Here is an 18,259-nt window from a genome sequence, read left to right on the forward strand (position 1 = left end):
CCCCAAGGCGCGGGACGGGGCATCGGAGAGGATCACCAGGCCTCCCTGAATTTTTCCCGGCCGCTCCCCTGCGGTCCTCCCCCGACGAGGCCCGGGGCCTACCGCCCGCGCATCAGCTCCAGGTCCTCGCCCCAGGCGTCGAGCACCGCGCCGTGTCCGTGCCGTCGCGCCACTGTCTCGACCCGGGCGAAGAGCCGGCGTTGGGCGGAGGCGTCCCCCGATCCCGAGATGCGGTCCACGGCTTCGAGCAGCATGCCGGTGTCCCAGCCGGGCAGCGGGTACCGGGCGAGTTCCCACTCCAGGTACTTGTTGTAGGGGCGGGGACGGCGGTCGAGCGAGAAGAGCAGTTCCAGCAGGTGGCCGATGCTGTCGGCGGCGTCGAGCCGGGCCGCGGTCCGGTGTCCGTCCCTGGCGTTCTTGAGCGACCGGTAGAGGGAGTTGGCGTAGGCGTCCAGCCATCGGGCGGCGGCGTGCGAGGCTTCGTCGGCGGTGAGCCGCGCCTTGGCGGCCAGGATCCGGGCGATGTCTCCGTCGAGCCGGTCGAGCACGACCCGGGAGCGGGCGAGGGCGTACCGCTCGAAGCCCGGCATTCCCACGGCCCGGAAGGCGTCGAGGGTGAGGAGGACCAGGTCGAGGTCCCGGGTGCGGTGCCCCGCGAAGCGGGTGAGTCCTGTCGGCACGCCTTCGGCGAGGACGACGTACAGGTCGTGGTCGGAGTGCTCGGTGGTCATGCCCTCGTGCGCCCGGGATCCCTTGAGGACGAGGCCGAGGACCGCCGGATCGGCGGCGGCGAGTTCCACGAACGCCTCGTAGGTGAGGGGCTGCCGGGGAGTCATCGCGAGCGCCCGCAGGCGCCGGGCGCCCGGTCGAACGGCACGGCTCCGACGCGGGGCAAGCGGGTCATGTCTCCCCCGAGGGCGGTGGGTTCACGGGCGCAGGCAGCCTGTCAGGCGTCTGGAGGGGCGTCAACGAGTTCCCTGTCCCCGCTGTGGTCGCTCAGCCGTCGAGCAGTCGCCAGGTGGCGAGGGCCAGTCGGGCGCGGGTGAGGCCCGTGGGGGTGGTGAGGTCCAGGGGGAGGGTTTTGCCGATGTGGTCGAGGCGGCGGGCGATGCTGCTGTGGTGGAGGTGGAGGAGTTCGGCCGCGCGGCGGACGGAGCCGGTGGCGCAGTAGGTGTCGAGCGTCTCCCGGTCCTCGGGGGACAGGCGGTCGATCGCCGTCACGTCGGGGTTGTCCCGTACGGCGTCCTCGGGGATGTCCGCGAGGAGGGCCAGCGCGCCCAGGTCGGCGTGGTGGACGACGGGTTCGCGCGGGGTGGTGAAGCGGAGTGCCGTGCGGGCCTGGCGCCAGGAGCGCTCGGGGCTGTCGGTGGCGCCGATGCCCGCTCGTACGCCGGCGGGGAAGGCCGTGCGGTCGAGGGTGGTGGCCAGGATGACGCCGACGTCGGCGAGCGGGGCCGCCTTCACCGGGCGGGCGGGGCAGACGAGGGTGCCGATGCGGTCGAGCGGGAGGCGGGTGCGTACGGCGACGACGTGGACGGGGAGTTCGGGGGCGAAGCCCAGGAGGCGGAGGGCCCGGGCCCGGGCGGCGTCGTCGCTGTCGGAGCTGACGGCCAGTTCGACGAGGGCGGGGTCGGCCATGGTGGTGCGGGCGGGGCCGTAGCGTTCGGCGGCGGCCGCGGCGGCGATGGCGAAGCGGTCGAGGAGGACCTCGTCGAGCGGGTTGGGCGGGCCGGGGCGCTCCAGCCAGACCGTGCCGATCTCCTCCTCGTCGAGGGTGACGGGCGCCTCGGTGGACGCGGGCGCCGGCGGGGTGGCCGCCTCCGTCCCGTGCGGGGAGACGCGGGTCGAGCGGCCGGTGCCGTGGAGCCGTATCCCGGCGACGCACTCCGCCAGGCCCGCCGAGGCCCGCGCGAGCGCCGGCAGGTCGACGCGGCGGCGCATCAGGGTGTCGTAGAACGCGACGATGCGCATCGCGCCGTCGACGTACGGATCGAGTCCCGAGAGCCGTACGGCCAGTGCCTCCATGTCAGAAGGATCGCAGAAGGGCGGCCACGGGCGCGCCGCGCGGCGGCGCGCTCCTGCTCGGCCCCGGAGGTCGTCCCTGTGGAGGAGTCGGTCAGGCTCCGCCTGCCGCCATGTCCATCAGACGGGCGAGGACGCGGCCGCCCGAGGCCGAGAGGCCGTCGTGCTCCCACTCGTTGGTGACCCAGACGCGCGTGGCGCCGATCTCGCGGGCCGTGCGCAGGGAGAGGCCCGCGTCGACGTACATGTCGTCGTGGTAGACGGCCGCGGCGAGCGGCACCTCGTTCGCCGCGAGGCGGCGCGCGTCGTACAGGGGCGGCCAGTCGGTCCGGGCGGCGAGCAGGTCGGCGGCGTCCGCGAAGGGGCGCAGGCCCCGGATCTCCCGGAACATCCAGGGGTACATCATCTCCCCGGTGAGGAGCAGGGGGTCGGCGTCCTCGGCGAACTCGGGGAAGTCGGCCAGGGCGCGGGCGGCCGCCCAGCCGGTCGGGCCGGCGCCCTGCCCGTACAGGGTCTCCTGGAGGACGGCGAAGAGCGGGTTGTCGGCGAAGCCGGTCAGGGACGCCACCTGGTGCAGGAACGTGTCGGTCAACTCGTCTTCCTCGTCGAGGGATTCGTCGAGCAGCCAGTGGACGCGCTCGAACCCGTCGCCCATGCCGAGCGCGAGTCCGAGGGTGCGCAGCCGGCGCGGGGTGAGCCGGTCGCCGTCCGGCAGGCGGACGTCGTCGGCCGCGAGCAGGTCGGCGATCTTCCGCAGTCGGGCGGCGTCCCCGGGGTAGCGGGCGTAGAAGTCGAGGACCCGGTCGCGCACGCGGGGATAGGTGCGGGCGTACACGTCGTCGGCGGTGGCGGTGAGACCGGGCAGGCCGCCCGTGACGTAGCAGGCGCGCAGGCCCTGGGGCGCCTGGGAGAGATAGGTGAGGGTGAGGAAGCCGCCGTAGCTCTGGCCGAGGGTCTCCCAGGGGGTGTCGCCGCAGAGTTCGCGGCGTATCAGCTCGGCGTCGGCGACGATCGAGTCGGCCCGGAAGTGCCCGAGGTGGTCGGCGAGGCGCTCCGGAGAGTCGAAGTGGGCGGCGGCGCGCGCGGTGACCGGGCTGGAGCGGCCGGTGCCGCGCTGGTCGAGGAGGAGCACCCGGTGCGTCGTGAGGGCGTGGGGCAGCCAGCCGGGCGAACCGGACGACGGGCGGGGGGACTTGCCGCCGGGGCCGCCCTGGAGGTAGAGCAGCCAGGGGAGTTCGTCCCCCGCGCGGGCCGGGTCGACGACCTCGCGGGCGAAGACCTGGAGGGTGGGGCCGTCGGGGGCCCGGTGGTCCAGGGGGACGGTGAAGGTGCGGTCGACGGTCGCGTACGCGGGGTTCATGGCTTCCCTCGGTGAGGTGGGGGCGTCCGGCCGGGGTGCGTGCGGTGGTGAGCCCTTCGGGCCCGGGCTCACCACCGCACGGGGTCATGCCGCCGGACCGGCCGGCGCGAGCGTGTACGTGCGGCCGGACGTGTAGAAGTCCAGAGCTGCCTTGCCCTGCTCGCGCGGCCCGTGGCTGGAGGCCTTGGAGCCGCCGAACGGCAGGTGGAAGTCGACTCCGGTGGAGGGGGCGTTGAGCCGGATCATCCCGGTGTCGAGCAGGTCGAGGCCGGTGAGGGCGGTGTTCAGGTCGGCCGTGTGGACCGAGGTCACCAGGCCGTACGGTACGGAGTTGGTGATCCGGATCGCGTGGGCGAGGTCGTCGGCGGCGAGCAGGGAGGCGACGGGGCCGAAGACCTCCTCGCGCAGCAGCCGGTGCCCGGGCGACACCTTCTCCACCAGGGTCGGGGCCGCGTACCAACCGGACCTGTCGAGCGCGGTGCCGCCGGCGAGCGTCGGCAGTCCGTGGCAGGCGTCGACGACCTGGCCGCGGGCGCCCTCGTGGATGACCGGTCCGCACACGGTGGCCGGGTCGGCGGGGTCGCCGACGGGGAGGGTCCTCAGCGCCTCGGAGAGGGCCTCGCGCAGCGGGTCGAGGGCGGCGCCGACCGCGATGACGCGGCTGGTGGCGGTGCACTTCTGGCCCGCATACCCGGCGATGGCGGCCGCGATGTGGCCGGCCGCCTGCTCGATGTCCGCGTCGGGCAGCACGAGCGCGGCGTTCAGACCGCCCATCTCGGCCTGCGCCGGGATGCCCCGGGCGGTCGCGGCCCTGGCCACGGCCTGGCCGACGGGGGTCGATCCGGTGAAGGAGACGACGTCGGCGGCCGAGACGAGGGCGTTGCCCTCGGTCGCGCCGCCGGGGAGGACGGTGAACACCCCTTCCGGTACGGCCTGCCGGACGATCTCGGCCAGCCGCTGGGCGCACGCCGTGGCCTCGGGGGCGGGCTTGAGGACGACCGTGTTCCCGGTCGCGAGCGCGGGGGCCGCCTTCCAGGTCGGGATGGCGAAGGGGAAGTTCCAGGGGGTGATGAGCCCCGCCACTCCGTGCGGGCGGCGCCGGCTCAGGAGCAGTCCGGTCCCCGCCGCGGTCTCGTGGACGGCACCGGTGGGCTCGTACGGGGCCTGCGCGTAGTAGCGCCAGATCGCGGCGGCGCGCGCCACCTCGGCCCTGGCCTCGGAGATCGGCTTGCCCACTTCGCGCACGGCGAGTTCGGCCAGTTCGCCCGCCGCGGCCTCGATGGCGGTGGCGATCGCGCCCAGGGCTGCCGAGCGGGCGGCGGCTCCGGCGAGGAGCCAGCCGGGCTGCGCGGCACGGGCCCGTTCGACGGCGTCGACGGCCGCGAACGCGCCGGGCGCGGGGACGCTCAGGAGGACGTCGGTCGGGTCGGCCGGGTTGCGGGACGTGACGGTGGGAAGGACGTCGGTCACAGGAGGAGGCCTCCGGGGAAGGGATCGACCGGGGAAGGGGTCGTCCGGGTCGGATGGGTACGGCGCGGCGCCGACGGCGGGCGCGGGCCACGGCCGTCGGCGGCGGACATCAGAGGCGGCTCGGGTCAGCGGCGGCCCGCGTCGACAGCGGCGGACGTCGGCGGCGGCGCTTGTCGGCGGCGCCGGACGTACGCGGCTGTTCGCGTCAGAGGTGGCCGCCAGCGGCGGCCGTCAGTGGTGGCCGTCAGTGGTGGCCGTTCGCGACGGCCTTCTCCGTGGCGGTCCGGACCGCGGTCTCGATCGTGCCGGTGAGCGGGTGGCGCGGCGGACGCGTCGGGCCGCCGGGGCGGCCGGCGATGTCCATGGAGAGCTTGATGGACTGGACGAACTCCGTCTTCGAGTCCCAGCGCAGCAGCGAGTGCAGGGACTTGTAGAGCGGGAGGGCGGTCTCCAGGTCGCCCGCGACGGCGGCGTGGTACAGCTCGGCGCAGCTCGCGGGGAAGGCGTTGGGGTAGCCGGCGATCCAGCCGACCGCGCCCGCGACGGCCAGTTCGAGGAGGACGTCGTCGGCGCCGATCAGCAGGTCGAGCTCCGGGGCGAGTTCGGCGATCTCGTACGCCCGGCGGACGTCGCCGCTGAACTCCTTGACGGCGACGATGCTGCCGTCGGCGTGCAGGCGGGCGAGCAGGTCGGGGGCGAGGTCGACCTTGGTGTCGAAGGGGTTGTTGTAGGCGACGATCGGGATGCCGACGCCGGCCACCTCGGTGTAGTGGGCGCGTACGGCCTCGGCGTCGGCGCGGTAGGTGTTGGGCGGCAGGAGCAGGACCGAGCCCGCGCCGGCCTCGGCGGCCTGCTCGGCCCAGCGGCGGGACTCGGCGCTGCCGTAGGCGGCGACACCCGGCATGACCCTGGCCCCGTCGCCGGCGGCCTCGACGGCGGTGCGGACGACCTGGGCGCGCTCCGCGTCGGTGAGGGTCTGGTACTCGCCGAGGGAGCCGTTCGGGACGACGCCGTCGCAGCCGTTGGCGATCAGCCAGGCGACGTGCTCGGCGTAGGCGTCGTGGTCGACGGAGAGGTCCTCGCGGAAGGGGAGGGTGGTGGCGACCATGATGCCGCGCCAGGGGCGGTCGGTGTTCCAGGTGGTGGCGGTCATGTCGATGACCTTTCTGTAGTGTGTGACATTTTATAGATGGGGAAAGGAGAGAGGCCCGCGCGGGCCCCTCGTCCGGCCTTCAGGAAGCGTCGGGGTCCGGATCGACCGGCTCGTCGGCGAGCGCGTCGGGTGTGTCGAGAGCGGCAAGCGTCGAGAGCCGGACCGGTACGGCGAACGGGCGTCGCTCCGCGGGCGGTTCGGCGGCTCCGCCGCGCGCGGCGAGGCAGGAGACGGCCGTCCCGCACATCCGCCCCTGGCACCAGCCCATGCCGGCCCGGGTGAGGAGCTTGACGGTGCGCGCGTCCCGCGCGCCGAGCTCGGCGACCGCCTCGCGGACGCGGCCGGCGCTGACCTCCTCGCAGCGGCACACGTCCGTGTCGTCGGTGAGCCAGCGCGGCCAGCCGGGGCCCGGGGCGTGGGCCGCGGCCATGACGTCGGCGAAGGCGCGCATACGGTCCCGGCGGCGGCGCAGGTCGGCGATCCGGCTCTCGCCGGAGCGGCGGCCGAGGAGCCGTGCGGCGATCGCCCGCGCGGCCAACTCTCCTTCGGTGCGGGCGAGTTCCGCGCCTCCCACTCCCCCGGTCTCGCCCGCCGCCCACAGGCCGGTCTCCGAGGTCTCCTGGAGGCCGTCCAGGGCGAGCCCCAGTGTTCCGTCGGGCAGCGCCCGGGTGGCGCAGCCGGCCGTCGTGGCCAGCTCGATCTGGGGGACCAGGCCATGGCCGACGGCCAGGGCGTCGCATGCGATCCGGCGGCCCGTTCCCGGTACGGGACGCCAGGCGGCGTCCAGGCGGGTGACGGTGACGGCCTCGACCCGGTCGGTGCCGTGGACTTCGGTGACGGCGCTGCGCAGCCGGACGCGGACCCGGTGCCGGAGGAGTCCGGCTCCGTGCAGCAGGGCTTCGGCAGCCTTGCCCGGGTTGGTGACGAGGGCCCGGGGGCTGCGGGCGTACCGGAGATAGCCGGCGGCTTCGACCACGGCCGGCACCCGCGCGCCGGCGGCGGCGAGGGAGGAGGCGACGGCGAGGAGCAGGGGGCCGCTGCCGGCCACGACGACGCGGCGGCCGGGCAGCACGAGGCCGGCCTTGAGCATGGCCTGCGCGCCTCCGGCGCTCACGACGCCGGGCAGGGTCCAGCCGGGGAAGGGGAGTTGGCGCTCGTACGCGCCGGTGGCGAGCAGCAGCGCCCGGGCCCGGATCCGCACGGGCCGCTCCCCGCCGCCGTCGGCCCCGGTGACCGCGTGCACGGCCCAGGTCCCGTCGTCCTCCCGCACCGTGGACCACACGTGGTGCCCGGCGAGGTGGGCGACCCCGCTTCCGGCGAGGCGGCGGCGCAGGTCGGTGAAGGCGGACCAGTCGTGGTGCAGGGCCTCGGGCCGTACGGCTCCGAGGGCGGGCGCCGGGTGCCGGTAGAACTGGCCGCCGGTCTGGGTGGAGGTGTCCAACAGAGCGACGGAGAGGCCGAGTTCGGAGGCGGTGACGGCGCCGGAGAGGCCCGCGGAACCGGCCCCCACGACCGCCAGGTCGTACGTGTGCGGCTCAGACGGTGAGGCGGTCATGACCGTGTCCCTCCTGGGTGGTGATCGCGTCGCCGGGGCGGGCCGGGACCAGGCAGGCGCGCCGGTTGGGTTCGCCGTTGACGGTGGCGAGGCAGTCGTAGCACTGGCCGATGCCGCAGAACGCGCCGCGCGGGCGGCCGCCGTCCCGGGTGGTGCGCCAGGCCAGGATGCCGGCGCCCCAGAGGGCGGCGGCGACGGTCTGCCCCGGCAGGGCGGTGACCCGGCGGCCGTCGAAGGTGATCTCGAACGGCGGATCGGGCTGTGCGCCGACGAGGTCGGCGGGGGTGCGGGCCACGGGCCCTCCTCTCGTGACGGTGGGTGGGCGCGCCTCAGGGCGCGGTGTCGGCGAAGCGCTCGGGCCGGAAGGGGTGGATGTCGAGGGGTGGCGTGTCGCCGGTCAGGCAGGCGGCGACGATCCGCCCCGTGACGGGGGCGAGTCCGATGCCCGCTCCTTCGTGACCGCAGGCGTGGAGCAGCCCGGGGACGCGCGGGTCGGGGCCGATCGCGGGGAGGTGGTCGGGCAGGTACGGGCGGAAGCCGAGGTAGGTGCGGATGGCCCGTACGGTGCCGAGGACCGGGAACAGCGCGGTGGCTCCGGCGGCGAGCCGGCGCAGGACCTCGGTGGAGAGCGTCCGGTCGAAGCCGACCCTCTCCCGGCTGGCGCCGATCAGGACGGGGCCCGCGGGGGTGCCCTCGACGACCGCCGAGGTCTGGAGCGCCGCGGAGCCGCTGGCGACGTCGGCGACGTAGTCGGCGGCGTACACCTTGTGGCGGACCACGCGCGGGAGCGGTTCGGTGACGAGGACGAAGCCCCTGCGGGGCAGTACGGGAAGGTGGACGCCCGCGAGTTCGGCGAGGGCGCCGCCCCAGGTACCGGCGGCGTTGACGACGTACGGGGCGTGGATCTCGCCGGCCGTGGTCCGTACGCCTCGGATCTCTCCGGCCGTGCCGGTGAGCAGGCCGGTGACCTCCTCCCCCAGGCGCAGCCGGATGCGCTCGCCGTCCGTGCGCAGCAGTCGGGCCGCCGCGTGGGCGGGCATCACCTGGGCGTCCTGGGGATAGTGGAAACCGCCCGCCAGGCCGGGTGCGAGGTGGGGCTCCAGGTCGTGGAGCCGGTCCGCGGGGACCTCCTGGCTGGTGACGCCCGCCTTCTCCTGGCGGGCCGCGAAGTCGCGCAGGGCGCGCATCCCGGACTCGTCCGAGGCGACGACGAGGCCGCCCTTGGCCTCGTACTCGACCTGCGGCGGGAGCAGTTCGGCCAGCTCCCGCCAGAACGCGTTGGCGAGCAGGGCGAGTTCGAGTTCGGGTCCCGGTTCCTTGTCGGAGACCAGGAGGTTCCCCTCCCCCGCTCCCGTCGTGCCGCCGGCGACGGAACCGCGGTCGACGACGGTGACGGAGAGGCCGGCGAGGGCGGCGTAGTGGGCGCAGGCCGCGCCGACGACGCCGGCGCCGACGATGATGACGTCCGAGGTGTTTCTCGTGGGCACGGCAGTAATATTTCACATGGCACTGAAGTTGCCAAGGCCTCCCGAGAGCTTCTCAGTTGCCCACCCGCACCACCCGCGACGGACGGACACGGATGAGTAACGGGGCGCCCGATGTCTTGTCAGTACAATTTCACATTACTATGTTACCGGTCACATTCCAGCCGAGGATCATCCGCACCGGCTGCCCGACTGCTGTTCTCCGGAAGTGACCTTCATGAACAAGCGCACCCACACCCTCGCCACCGCCCTGGTGACGGCCCTCGCCCTCGGCGTGACCGGCTGTTCCGGCGGCGGGAAGTCCGGCGGCTCCCCGAACCGCGAGAACCCCGCGGCCGCCAACGACGGCGCGGTCGTCGGAGGCACCCCGCAGAAGGGCGGCACGCTCACCGTCCTGTCCAACCAGGACTTCACCCACCTCGACCCGGCCCGCAACTGGGTCATGCCCGACATGGACTTCGGCACCCGGCTGCTCTACCGCACCCTCGTCACCTACAAGGCGGAGCCCGGCGCCCGGGGCAGCGAACTGGTCCCCGACCTCGCCGAGGACCTCGGCACCCCGTCCAACGGCGCCAAGACCTGGACCTTCCGCCTCAAGCCCGGCCTGAAGTACGAGGACGGCACCCCGATCACCGCCCAGGACATCAAGAACAACGTCGAGCGCTCCTTCTCCCCCGACCTGCCCGGCGGCCCCGACTACGCGGCCCGCTACCTCGCCGGCGCCAAGGGCTACCAGGGCCCGGCCCAGGGCAGGCACCTCGCCTCCGTGAAGACCCCGGACGCCCGCACGATCGTCTTCGAACTCCACACGGCCTTCGCCGAGTTCCCCTTCGCGGCCACCCTGCCCACCTTCGCCCCGGTGCCGCCGAAGCAGGACAAGGGCCCCCAGTACGACAACCGCCCCTTCTCCTCGGGGCCGTACAAGATCGAGACGTACGAGCGCGACAAGCAGATCGTCCTGGTCCGCAACCCCCACTGGGACCCGAAGACCGACTCCGTCCGCAAGGCCTACCCGGACCGGATCGTCGTCACCATGGGCCTCAAGGGCAACCAGATCGACGACCGGCTCATCGCCTCCTCCGGCACCGACGCCTCCGCGGTCTCCTGGGCCCAGCTCCGCCCCGAGTCCATCTCCAAGGTGCTCACCAAGGCCGACGTCCGGGCCCGGCTGCTCGCCGAGTCCAGCAGCTGCACCGAGATGGTCCAGATGCACACCGGCCGCGCCCCCTTCACCGACCTGAAGGTCCGCCAGGCCGTGCAGTGGGCCCTTGACCGGGAGGCGATCGTCACCGCCGCCGGCGGCCCGGCCGTCACCGACGCCGCCAGCGCCGCCATGCCGGGCTCCCTCTTCACCGGCGGGAAGCAGCCCGACACCCTGAAGATCCCGCTCTCCGGCGACCCCGAGAAGGCCAAGCAGCTGCTCAAGGAGGCCGGGAAGCCCGACGGCTTCTCCACCCGCCTGACCGTCTCCGTCAACGACAAGGCCATCGGCGAGGCCGTCCAGCAGTCCCTGGGCCGGGCCGGCATCAAGGTGACCATCGAGACCGTCGACCCCTCCGCCTTCTACGACACCATCGGCGACACCAGGAACCGCACGGACCTCGTCTACACCGGCTGGTGTCCCGACTTCCCCTCCGGCAGCACCTTCCTCCCCTTCGTCTTCGACGGCCGCTACATCAAGGAGAAGGGCAACTCCGGCAACCACTCCCTCTTCAAGGACGAGGCCACCATGAAGCGGATGGACGAGATCGCCGCCATGACCGACGGCGCCCAGGCCAACAAGGCCTGGCAGGAGCTCGACGGGCAGATCCTCGCCAAGGCCCCCGTCGCCCCCGGCGCCATGAAGCGCCGCTCGCTCCTCGTCGGCACCAACATCGCCGGCGCCTACGGCCACACCTCCTGGAGCGGTCAGATCGACTACGCGACCGTCGGCCTCAAGGACCCCTCGAAGAGCGAGCGTTGAGGGACGGGAAGACCATGACCACGACCACCACCTCCCCTCCGGTGCACGGGGGCGGCGGGGCCTGGCGGCTGGTCCGCGCGGAACTGCGCCGCCGCACCTCCCTCAAGGTCTCCCTCGCCGTCGTCGCCCTCTTCGCCCTGATGACCGTGGCCGCCCCGCTGATCGGCTCGCTGGGCGGCTGGAGCCCCGAGGAGTTCGACAAGTCCGCCGTCGACCCCTACCTCGGCGGACTGCCCATCGGGCCGCTCGGCGGGGTCTCCGCCGAGCACTGGCTCGGCGTCGAACCCATCACCGGGCGCGACCTGTTCGCCCGGGTCGTGCACGGCGCCCAGGTCTCGCTGCTCATCGCCTTCGCCGCCACCGCGATCGTCGTGGTGGCGGGGGTGGCCGCCGGCATCGCCGCCGGCTACTTCGGCGGCCGCACCGACACCGTGCTGTCCCGGCTGATGGACCTCACGATGTCCTTCCCCTCCCTCATCTTCATGATCGCGATGATGTCGGTGGCCCGGGACGCCAACCGGACCCTGCTGATGATCCTCGTCATCGGCCTCTTCGGCTGGCCCGGCGTGGCCCGGGTCGTCCGCGGCCAGACCCTCTCCCTCAAGCACCGCGAGTACGTCGACGCGGCCCGCGTCGGCGGCTCGGGACCCTGGCGGATCCTCGCCCGCGACATCCTCCCGGGCGTCGCCGGACCCGTCATCGCGTACACCACGCTGATGATCCCCGGCATGATCGCCACCGAGGCCGCCCTCAGCTACCTCGGCGTCGGAGTCCGCCCGCCGACCCCGTCCTGGGGCCAGATGATCGCGGAGAGCGTCGCCTACTACGACACGGACCCCATGTACTTCCTCGTCCCCAGCCTCTGCCTCTTCCTCACCGTGCTGGCGTTCACCCTCCTCGGCGACGCCCTGCGCGACATCCTCGACCCGCGAGGGGGCCGCACGTGATCCTCTACCTCGGCCGCCGGCTCCTCGGGGTGGCCGGCGTCCTCCTCGCGATCGCCGCCGTCACCTTCACCATCTTCTACGTGCTGCCCTCCGACCCGGCCGCCGCCGCCTGCGGCAAGGCCTGCAGCGACGAGCGCCTGGAGGCGATCCGCGCCCACATGGGCCTGGACCAGCCCCTGTGGCGGCAGTTCGCCGACTTCGTCACCGGCGTCTTCACCGGCCGCACCATGGGCAGCGGCCAGTACGCCCTGCGCTGCGACTTCCCCTGCCTGGGCTACTCGTACGAGAACAGCGAGAGCGTCTGGGACCTGCTCGTCGACCGGCTTCCCGTCTCCGCCTCGCTCGCCGTCGGCGCGGCCGTGCTGTGGCTGCTCCTCGGCCTCTCCGCCGGCGTGACCGCCGCGCTCCGCAAGGACACCCTCACCGACCGGGTCCTCATGGTCGGCGCGGTCGCCGCCGCCTCCCTGCCGGTCTACTTCACCTCGGTGCTGCTCATCTACGGACTGATCCGGGCCACCGGGCTGCTGCCCTACCCGCAGTACGTCCCCCTCACCTCCGACCCGCTGTCCTGGGCCTCCAACCTGCTGCTGCCCTGGCTGGCGCTGGCCGTGCTGTACGCCGCCATGTACGCCCGGCAGAGCCGCGGCTCGATGATCGAGTCCATGGCGGAGCCGTACATCCGCACCGCCCGCGCCAAGGGCCTGCCGCGCCGCACGGTCGTCGTCAAACACGGCCTGCGGGCCGGGATGACCCCGATCCTCACCATCTTCGGCATGGACCTCGGCGGGCTCCTCGCCGGCGCCGTCATCACCGAGTCGCTCTTCGGACTGCCCGGCGTCGGACGCCTCTTCTACGGCGCGCTCACCACCGGCGACCAGCCCGTGATCCTCGGGGTGACGCTGCTCGCCGCCACCTTCATCGTCGTCGCCAACCTGGCCGTCGACCTGCTGTACGCCGTCGTCGACCCGCGAGTGAGGTACTGATGAGCCCCTCCGGCTCCCTGCTGTCGGTACGGGACCTCACGGTCACCTTCCCGACCGAGCGCGGCCCCGTCCGGGCGGTCGACGCCCTCTCCTTCGACGTCCTGCCCGGCCGCACCCTCGGCATCGTCGGCGAGTCCGGCTCCGGCAAGTCCGTCACCTCGCTCGCCGTGATGGGCCTGCACACCGGCGCCGAGGTCACCGGCTCCGTCACCCTGGACGGCCGTGAACTGATCGGCCTGCCCGAGCGCGACCTCAACAGGCTGCGCGGCCGTCGGATGGCCATGATCTTCCAGGACCCGCTGTCCAGCCTGCACCCCTACTACACCGTCGGGGAGCAGATCGCCGAGCACCACCGGGTCCACTTCGGGTCCCGGCGCGCGGCCGCCCGCGAGCGGGCCGTCGAGGCGCTCGGCGAGGTCGGCATCCCCGAACCCCGCCGCCGGGCCGGCGAGTACCCGCACCAGTTCTCGGGCGGCATGCGCCAGCGCGTGATGATCGCGATGGCGCTCGCCTGCGAGCCCGACCTGCTGATCGCCGACGAGCCGACGACGGCGCTCGACGTCACCGTCCAGGCCCAGATCCTGGAGCTGATCGCCCGCCTCCAGCAGGACCGGGGACTCTCCGTCGTCATGATCACGCACGATCTGGGGGTGGTCGCCCGGGTGGCCCACGACGTCCTCGTGATGTACGGCGGCCGGGCCGCCGAACACGCCCCGGTCGACGCCCTGTTCACCCACCCCGCCCATCCGTACACCCGGGGCCTGCTCGACTCGCTGCCCCGGCTCGACGACCACGACGACGCGCCGCTCCGGGCGATCCCGGGCAGCCCGCCGTCCCTGCTCGACCCGGCGCCGGGCTGCGCGTTCGCGCCCCGCTGCGCCCGTGCGGCCGCCGGCTCCGAGGAGGAACGGGCCCGCTGCGCCGGCGAACGACCGCTGCTCGGCGGCCCGGACGGGCACCCGGCCGCCTGCCACTTCCCCGCGTACGAAGGCGTCGCCTCATGACCACCACGGCTCCCTCCCTGTTGAGCGTCCGGGACCTGACCATGACCTTCCCCGGGCGCCGGGCCCGCTCGGCGCCCGTCCGGGCCGTCGACGGGGTCTCCTTCGACGTGGCCGCGGGCGAGACCCTCGGCCTCGTCGGCGAGTCCGGCTGCGGCAAGTCGACCACCGGCCGCATGATCGTGCGGCTCCTGGAGCCGACCGCCGGCTCCGTCTCGTACGACGGACGCGACATCAGCCATCTGTCCCAGCGGCAGCTGAAACCGCTGCGCCGCGACCTCCAGATGGTCTTCCAGGACCCGCACTCCTCCCTCAACCCCCGGCAGACCGTGGCCCGGATCATCTCCGACCCGCTGCTCGTGCAGGGGAGTCCGGCCTCCGAGGCGCGCAAGCGGGCCGTGGAGCTGATGGAGCTGGTCGGGCTCATCCCGGAGCACATCGACCGCTACCCGCACGAGTTCTCGGGCGGGCAGGCCCAGCGCATCGGCATCGCCCGCGCGCTGGCCACCGGCCCCCGCCTGGTCGTCGCCGACGAGCCGGTCTCCGCCCTCGACGTCTCCGTCCAGGCGCAGATCGTCAATCTGATGGAGCGGCTCCAGCGCGAACTCGGCCTCGCCTACCTCTTCATCGCGCACGACCTCTCGGTCGTGAAGCGGGTCTGCGACCGGGTCGCCGTGATGTACCTCGGCCGGATCGTGGAGATCGGCGTGAAGGAGCGGGTGTACGCGGCACCCGCCCACCCCTACACCCGGGCGCTGCTCTCCGCCGTGCCCCTGCCCGACCCGGCGGCGGAGCGGGCCCGGGAGCGGATCACGCTGCTCGGCGACCCGCCGAGCCCGGCCGCTCCCCCGTCGGGCTGCACCTTCCATCCGCGCTGTCCCAAGGCGCGGGAGGTCTGCCGCACCGAGGCGCCACTGCTGCGGATCGCCGCCCCGGGCGAGGCCCGGCAGGTGGCCTGCCACTTCCCCGAGGAACCCCCGGGAAGCTGACGGCGCGACAGGGTTCTTGACAACCACTCATGTTCCTCGCCCTCATGTTCCTGACAGAAGTGTCAGGAACATGAGGGGGCGATCAGCGCATGACCGAGCCCGAGAGCGTGGAACCCGACTACGACGTCGTCATCAGCGGAGCGAGCCTCGCCGGCTGCGCCGCGGCGATCCTGCTCGCCCGGCGCGGCGCCCGGGTCGCGCTCCTCGAACGCCACTCGCGCCCCACGGCGTACAAGGTGCTGTGCACCCATTCCCTCACGGCCAACGCCACCCCGGTGCTCGCGGAGCTCGGCCTCCTGCCCGCCCTGGAGAAGGCGGGGGCCGTCCGCAACGAGGGCCGCTGGTACACCCGTTGGGGATGGATCGAGCCGAGCGCCGCCCCTGGACCCGAGCTGCCGTACGGCTACAACGTCCGGCGCAGCACCCTCGACCCGCTGATCAGGTCCCGGGCCGCCGAGACCCCCGGCGTCGACGTGCTCCTCGGCCACCGGGTGACCGGGCTGATCCGGGAGGCCGGGCGGACCGTGGGGGTGCGGGCCTCGACGCCCGAGGGGGAGCGCGCGTTCCGGGCCCGCCTGGTGGTCGGGGCCGACGGCAAGGACTCAGCCGTGGCCGGGTTCGCCGGGGTGCAGGTCCGCATGCACGAGAACGCGCGGTTCGGCCATTTCGCGCACTTCCGGAACCTGCCGCTGCGCGACGGGATCAGTCACACCTGGTTCCTGGTGCCCGACATGGCCTACGCGTTCCCGAACGACGACGGGGTGACGGTCGTCGCGGTGTTCCCGGAGAAGAAGCGGCTGCCGGCCTTCCGGGAGGACCTGGAGGGCAGTTTCCTGGAGTTCGTCCGCTCCCTGCCCGACGCGCCGGCCATCGACTCCGCCGAGCGGATCACGAAGATCACGGGCATGGTCGACCACCCGCTCCGCACCCGCGCGGCGACCGCGCCGGGCCTCGCGCTCATCGGCGACGCCGCCCTGACCGGTGACCCCCTGTGGGGCGTGGGCTGCGGATGGGCCCTGCAGTCCGCGCGGTGGCTCGCGGAGGCGGTCGCCCCGGCCGTGACCGGTGCGGGCGGGCTCGACAGGGCCCTCGCCGTGTACGCGCGCAGGCACCGGCGGCGGCTCGCCGGTCACCAGTACCTGGCGGTGGACTTCGCCAAGGGGCGCCCCTTCAACCCCATGGAGCGGCTGGTGTTCTCGGCGGCGGCGCGCGACGGCGCCCTGGCGCGCCACATGCACCTGTTCGCGTCCCGGCTGATCGGTCCGCTGCGCTTCCTGAACCCCGTGGTGGTGGCGAGGGCGGCGGTCGTGAACCTCGGGCACCGCGGGGCGTGAGCGGTTGCGTACCCGGGCAGGCCGATGCCGGCACCCCTCGTGGAGAGCGGTGCCGGCATCGGTGTGTTCAGGCGGCCTCGCGGACCGCCCGGTACAGGGCGGCGGCGACGGCGAGGTCCTGCCAGGCCATGCCCACGCTCTTGAAGAACCGCGGCCGTCCGGTGGGGACGCGGCCGTCGACCAGGTCGGCGAGGGTGCCCGCGATGTGGTCCGCGCCGATCGCCCCCTCCGCCATCGGCACGAGCAGGTCGCCGGCCTCGCGGAGCGCCGCCGCGCGCGCCTCCACGTACACCTCGGCGCGGGTGACGAGGGCGGTGTCGGTCTCCCGGGCCGCCGGCTCGTGCGAGCCGACCGCGACGACGGTGGCGCCGGGGGCCACCAGGGCGCCGTCGAAGAGGGGTTCGCGGGCCGTGGTGCAGCAGACGACGAGGTCGGCCCCGGCCACGTCGTCGGGTGTGCCGGCGCGGGCGGGCACGTCGAGCGTCCGCGCGTATCCGGCGAGGGCGCGCGCGCCGACGGGGTCGCGCCCGACGACGACGGCCTCGGCGACCTCGCGCACGGCGAGGACGGCCTCCAGGTGGCCGTAGGCCTGGGGCCCGGTGCCGAAGAGGACCAGGCGCAGCGGCCGGTCGTCCGGCGTCAGATGGCGTACGGCGAGGGCGGAGACGGCCGGGGTGCGCAGCTCGGTGAGGGCCGCGCCGTCGAGGAGGGCGAGGGGCCGGAGGTTCGCGCCGTCGAGGAGCAGGTAGGAGCCGGTGATGCGGGGCAGTCCGAGGGCCGGGTTGCCGGGGGCCACTCCCGCGATCTTCACTCCGGCGTACGCGTGGTCGGCGGCCGGCATGAGGAGCAGTTCGCCGGCCGGGACGGGGACGGCGGTGCGGGGCGGTGCGGCCTCGGGGTCGAAGCCGGCGCGCAGGGTGTCGGCGAGGACGTCGGCCGTCGCCGCCGGGGTCAGGAGGCGGCGCATGGCCGGGGCGTCGACGAGGAGCAGGTCGGTCACAGGAGGAACCCCGTGCGGAGCTCGTCGTGGGGGTCGAGGACGAAGGTGTGGGTGCCGGTGCGGTGGGTCGCGCCGGTCACCTCCGTGATCCCGCCGGGCAGCAGGCGGCCGGTGAAGACGGTGTCGGCCACGGACTCGTGTGTGAGGGTGTCCCCGGGGGCGAGGCGTCCCTCGTCGCCGAGCAGGGCGAGCCGGGCGGAGGTGCCCGATCCGCAGGGCGAGCGGTCGATCTGTCCGTCGGCGAAGACGGTGACGTTGCGCTGGTGCGGCCCGGCGGGGGTGTCGGGCAGCTCGTCGTACAGGATGACGCCGTACACGTCGTGCTCGGGGAAGGCGGCGCGGATCTCCCGTCCGGCCCGGACGAGTGCGGGCAGCGAGGCCCTGGTCGTGTCGAGGCCGAGGGCGTGTGCGGGGACGGAGACGTAGACGGCGCCGGAGTCGGCGAGGTCGACCTCGACGGTGCCGGACGCGAGGGTCACCGGGACCTTGCGGGCGAGGACGCGCGTCGGGACGTTGCGGAAGGTGACGCCGGTGGTGCGGCCGCCCGCGCGGTGCACGGTCGCGGTGACGCGCCCGGAGGGGACGTCGATGCGGACGGGGACGTCGCCGTCGTCGGGCGCGGGGACGCGTCCGGTGTCGACGGCCCAGGCGCCGAGCGCCATCGTGCCGTGGCCGCAGGCGGTGGAGTAGCCGTCCTTGTGCCAGAACAGCACGCCGAAGTGGGCGCCGTCGTCGTCGGGCGGGACGATGAATCCGCCGTACATGCCGGAGTGTCCGCGCGGTTCCCGGACCAGGAGGCGGCGCAGCTCGTCGAGCGGTCCGAGGCGGAGGGCGAGGGCCCGGCGTTCGGCGACGGTGTCGCCGGGGATCGGGGGCAGGTCCTCGTCGACGATCCGGAAGGGTTCGCCTGCGGTGTGGTAGTCGGTGGTGCGGACGGGGTGCGGGGTGGTGCTCACGGAGTGGGGCCTCCAGATCGGGAGTCGCGGTGCCGGGCCGGT

General features: G+C 74.0%; 16 protein-coding genes. 6 read left to right on the plus strand and 10 right to left on the minus strand.

The features are described 5' to 3' along the window. Nucleotides 1-98 precede the first annotated feature (98 nt). The 8 genes from ACH4TP_RS23040 to ACH4TP_RS23075 all read right to left on the minus strand — a co-directional run bounded on the left by ACH4TP_RS23040 (nt 99) and on the right by ACH4TP_RS23075 (nt 9,047). Nucleotides 99-836, minus strand: a complete 738-nt coding sequence (locus tag ACH4TP_RS23040; RefSeq protein ID WP_389235877.1) for a hypothetical protein — start codon at nt 834-836, stop codon at nt 99-101. A 160-nt stretch (nt 837-996) separates the two neighbouring features. After that, nucleotides 997-2,025 carry a helix-turn-helix domain-containing protein gene (locus ACH4TP_RS23045; protein ID WP_398438977.1) on the minus strand — a complete coding sequence of 343 codons (1,029 nt, stop codon included), beginning with the start codon at nt 2,023-2,025 and terminating at the stop codon, nt 997-999. Between the two features lie 91 nt (nt 2,026-2,116). After that, nucleotides 2,117-3,382, minus strand: coding sequence for an alpha/beta fold hydrolase (locus ACH4TP_RS23050; protein ID WP_398438978.1), 1,266 nt, complete (start codon nt 3,380-3,382; stop codon nt 2,117-2,119). Nucleotides 3,383-3,466: 84 nt separating this feature from the next. Beyond that, the gene (locus tag ACH4TP_RS23055) at nt 3,467-4,852 is read right to left on the minus strand and encodes an aldehyde dehydrogenase family protein (RefSeq protein WP_398438979.1); all 1,386 of its coding nucleotides are present in this window, start codon (nt 4,850-4,852) and stop codon (nt 3,467-3,469) included. Nucleotides 4,853-5,096: 244 nt separating this feature from the next. Beyond that, the gene (locus ACH4TP_RS23060) at nt 5,097-6,005 is read right to left on the minus strand and encodes a dihydrodipicolinate synthase family protein (RefSeq protein WP_398438980.1); all 909 of its coding nucleotides are present in this window, start codon (nt 6,003-6,005) and stop codon (nt 5,097-5,099) included. A 79-nt stretch (nt 6,006-6,084) separates the two neighbouring features. Beyond that, entirely contained in the window at nt 6,085-7,560 is a 1,476-nt protein-coding gene (locus tag ACH4TP_RS23065) for an FAD-dependent oxidoreductase (protein ID WP_398438981.1), read from the minus strand. After that, a complete protein-coding gene (locus tag ACH4TP_RS23070; protein ID WP_184930662.1) occupies nt 7,541-7,855 on the minus strand; it encodes a (2Fe-2S)-binding protein in 315 nt (104 codons plus the stop codon). Before ACH4TP_RS23070 ends, ACH4TP_RS23065 begins: the two co-directional genes overlap by 20 nt. Nucleotides 7,856-7,889: 34 nt before the next feature. Then, nucleotides 7,890-9,047 (minus strand): NAD(P)/FAD-dependent oxidoreductase, encoded by a 1,158-nt coding sequence (locus ACH4TP_RS23075; RefSeq protein WP_398438982.1) that lies wholly within the window; start codon nt 9,045-9,047, stop codon nt 7,890-7,892. Between the two features lie 214 nt (nt 9,048-9,261). On the opposite strand from ACH4TP_RS23075, the gene ACH4TP_RS23080 reads away from it, so the two are divergent. The 6 genes from ACH4TP_RS23080 to ACH4TP_RS23105 all read left to right on the plus strand — a co-directional run bounded on the left by ACH4TP_RS23080 (nt 9,262) and on the right by ACH4TP_RS23105 (nt 16,261). Next, a complete protein-coding gene (locus ACH4TP_RS23080; protein ID WP_398438983.1) occupies nt 9,262-11,007 on the plus strand; it encodes an ABC transporter substrate-binding protein in 1,746 nt (581 codons plus the stop codon). Between the two features lie 14 nt (nt 11,008-11,021). Next, nucleotides 11,022-11,954, plus strand: a complete 933-nt coding sequence (locus tag ACH4TP_RS23085) for an ABC transporter permease (protein ID WP_398185153.1) — start codon at nt 11,022-11,024, stop codon at nt 11,952-11,954. Beyond that, nucleotides 11,951-12,937, plus strand: coding sequence for an ABC transporter permease (locus ACH4TP_RS23090; RefSeq protein ID WP_398185150.1), 987 nt, complete (start codon nt 11,951-11,953; stop codon nt 12,935-12,937). The genes ACH4TP_RS23085 and ACH4TP_RS23090 overlap by 4 nt, the downstream gene beginning before the upstream one ends. Next, complete coding sequence (locus ACH4TP_RS23095) at nt 12,937-13,941, plus strand: ABC transporter ATP-binding protein (RefSeq protein ID WP_398438984.1); 1,005 nt, start codon at nt 12,937-12,939, stop codon at nt 13,939-13,941. The genes ACH4TP_RS23090 and ACH4TP_RS23095 overlap by 1 nt, the downstream gene beginning before the upstream one ends. Further along, a complete protein-coding gene (locus ACH4TP_RS23100) occupies nt 13,938-14,927 on the plus strand; it encodes an ABC transporter ATP-binding protein (RefSeq protein WP_398185144.1) in 990 nt (329 codons plus the stop codon). The genes ACH4TP_RS23095 and ACH4TP_RS23100 overlap by 4 nt, the downstream gene beginning before the upstream one ends. Before the next feature lie 89 nt (nt 14,928-15,016). Next, entirely contained in the window at nt 15,017-16,261 is a 1,245-nt protein-coding gene (locus ACH4TP_RS23105; protein WP_398438985.1) for an NAD(P)/FAD-dependent oxidoreductase, read from the plus strand. Nucleotides 16,262-16,328: 67 nt separating this feature from the next. On the opposite strand, the gene ACH4TP_RS23110 is transcribed toward ACH4TP_RS23105, so the two are convergent. Beyond that, nucleotides 16,329-17,228: an ornithine cyclodeaminase family protein gene (locus ACH4TP_RS23110; protein ID WP_398185256.1), complete on the minus strand. Its 900-nt coding sequence runs from the start codon at nt 17,226-17,228 to the stop codon at nt 16,329-16,331. 29 nt (nt 17,229-17,257) lie between these two features. Beyond that, nucleotides 17,258-18,217 (minus strand): proline racemase family protein, encoded by a 960-nt coding sequence (locus ACH4TP_RS23115; protein WP_398185138.1) that lies wholly within the window; start codon nt 18,215-18,217, stop codon nt 17,258-17,260. Nucleotides 18,218-18,259 lie beyond the last annotated feature (42 nt).

The organism is Streptomyces sp. NPDC021012, assembly GCF_044333355.1.
Classification (GTDB): Bacteria; Actinomycetota; Actinomycetes; order Streptomycetales; family Streptomycetaceae; genus Streptomyces.

Excerpts from the sequence above, each read along its gene's own strand:
- ACH4TP_RS23040 (WP_389235877.1), bottom strand. The coding sequence starts at position 836 with ATGACTCCCCGGCAGCCCCTCACCTACGAGGCGTTCGTGGAACTCGCC.
- ACH4TP_RS23045 (WP_398438977.1), bottom strand. The coding sequence starts at position 2,025 with ATGGAGGCACTGGCCGTACGGCTCTCGGGACTCGATCCGTACGTCGAC.
- ACH4TP_RS23050 (WP_398438978.1), bottom strand. The coding sequence starts at position 3,382 with ATGAACCCCGCGTACGCGACCGTCGACCGCACCTTCACCGTCCCCCTG.
- ACH4TP_RS23060 (WP_398438980.1), bottom strand. The coding sequence starts at position 6,005 with ATGACCGCCACCACCTGGAACACCGACCGCCCCTGGCGCGGCATCATG.
- ACH4TP_RS23065 (WP_398438981.1), bottom strand. The coding sequence starts at position 7,560 with ATGACCGCCTCACCGTCTGAGCCGCACACGTACGACCTGGCGGTCGTG.
- ACH4TP_RS23080 (WP_398438983.1), top strand. The coding sequence starts at position 9,262 with ATGAACAAGCGCACCCACACCCTCGCCACCGCCCTGGTGACGGCCCTC.
- ACH4TP_RS23085 (WP_398185153.1), top strand. The coding sequence starts at position 11,022 with ATGACCACGACCACCACCTCCCCTCCGGTGCACGGGGGCGGCGGGGCC.
- ACH4TP_RS23095 (WP_398438984.1), top strand. The coding sequence starts at position 12,937 with ATGAGCCCCTCCGGCTCCCTGCTGTCGGTACGGGACCTCACGGTCACC.
- ACH4TP_RS23100 (WP_398185144.1), top strand. The coding sequence starts at position 13,938 with ATGACCACCACGGCTCCCTCCCTGTTGAGCGTCCGGGACCTGACCATG.
- ACH4TP_RS23105 (WP_398438985.1), top strand. The coding sequence starts at position 15,017 with ATGACCGAGCCCGAGAGCGTGGAACCCGACTACGACGTCGTCATCAGC.
- ACH4TP_RS23110 (WP_398185256.1), bottom strand. The coding sequence starts at position 17,228 with ATGCGCCGCCTCCTGACCCCGGCGGCGACGGCCGACGTCCTCGCCGAC.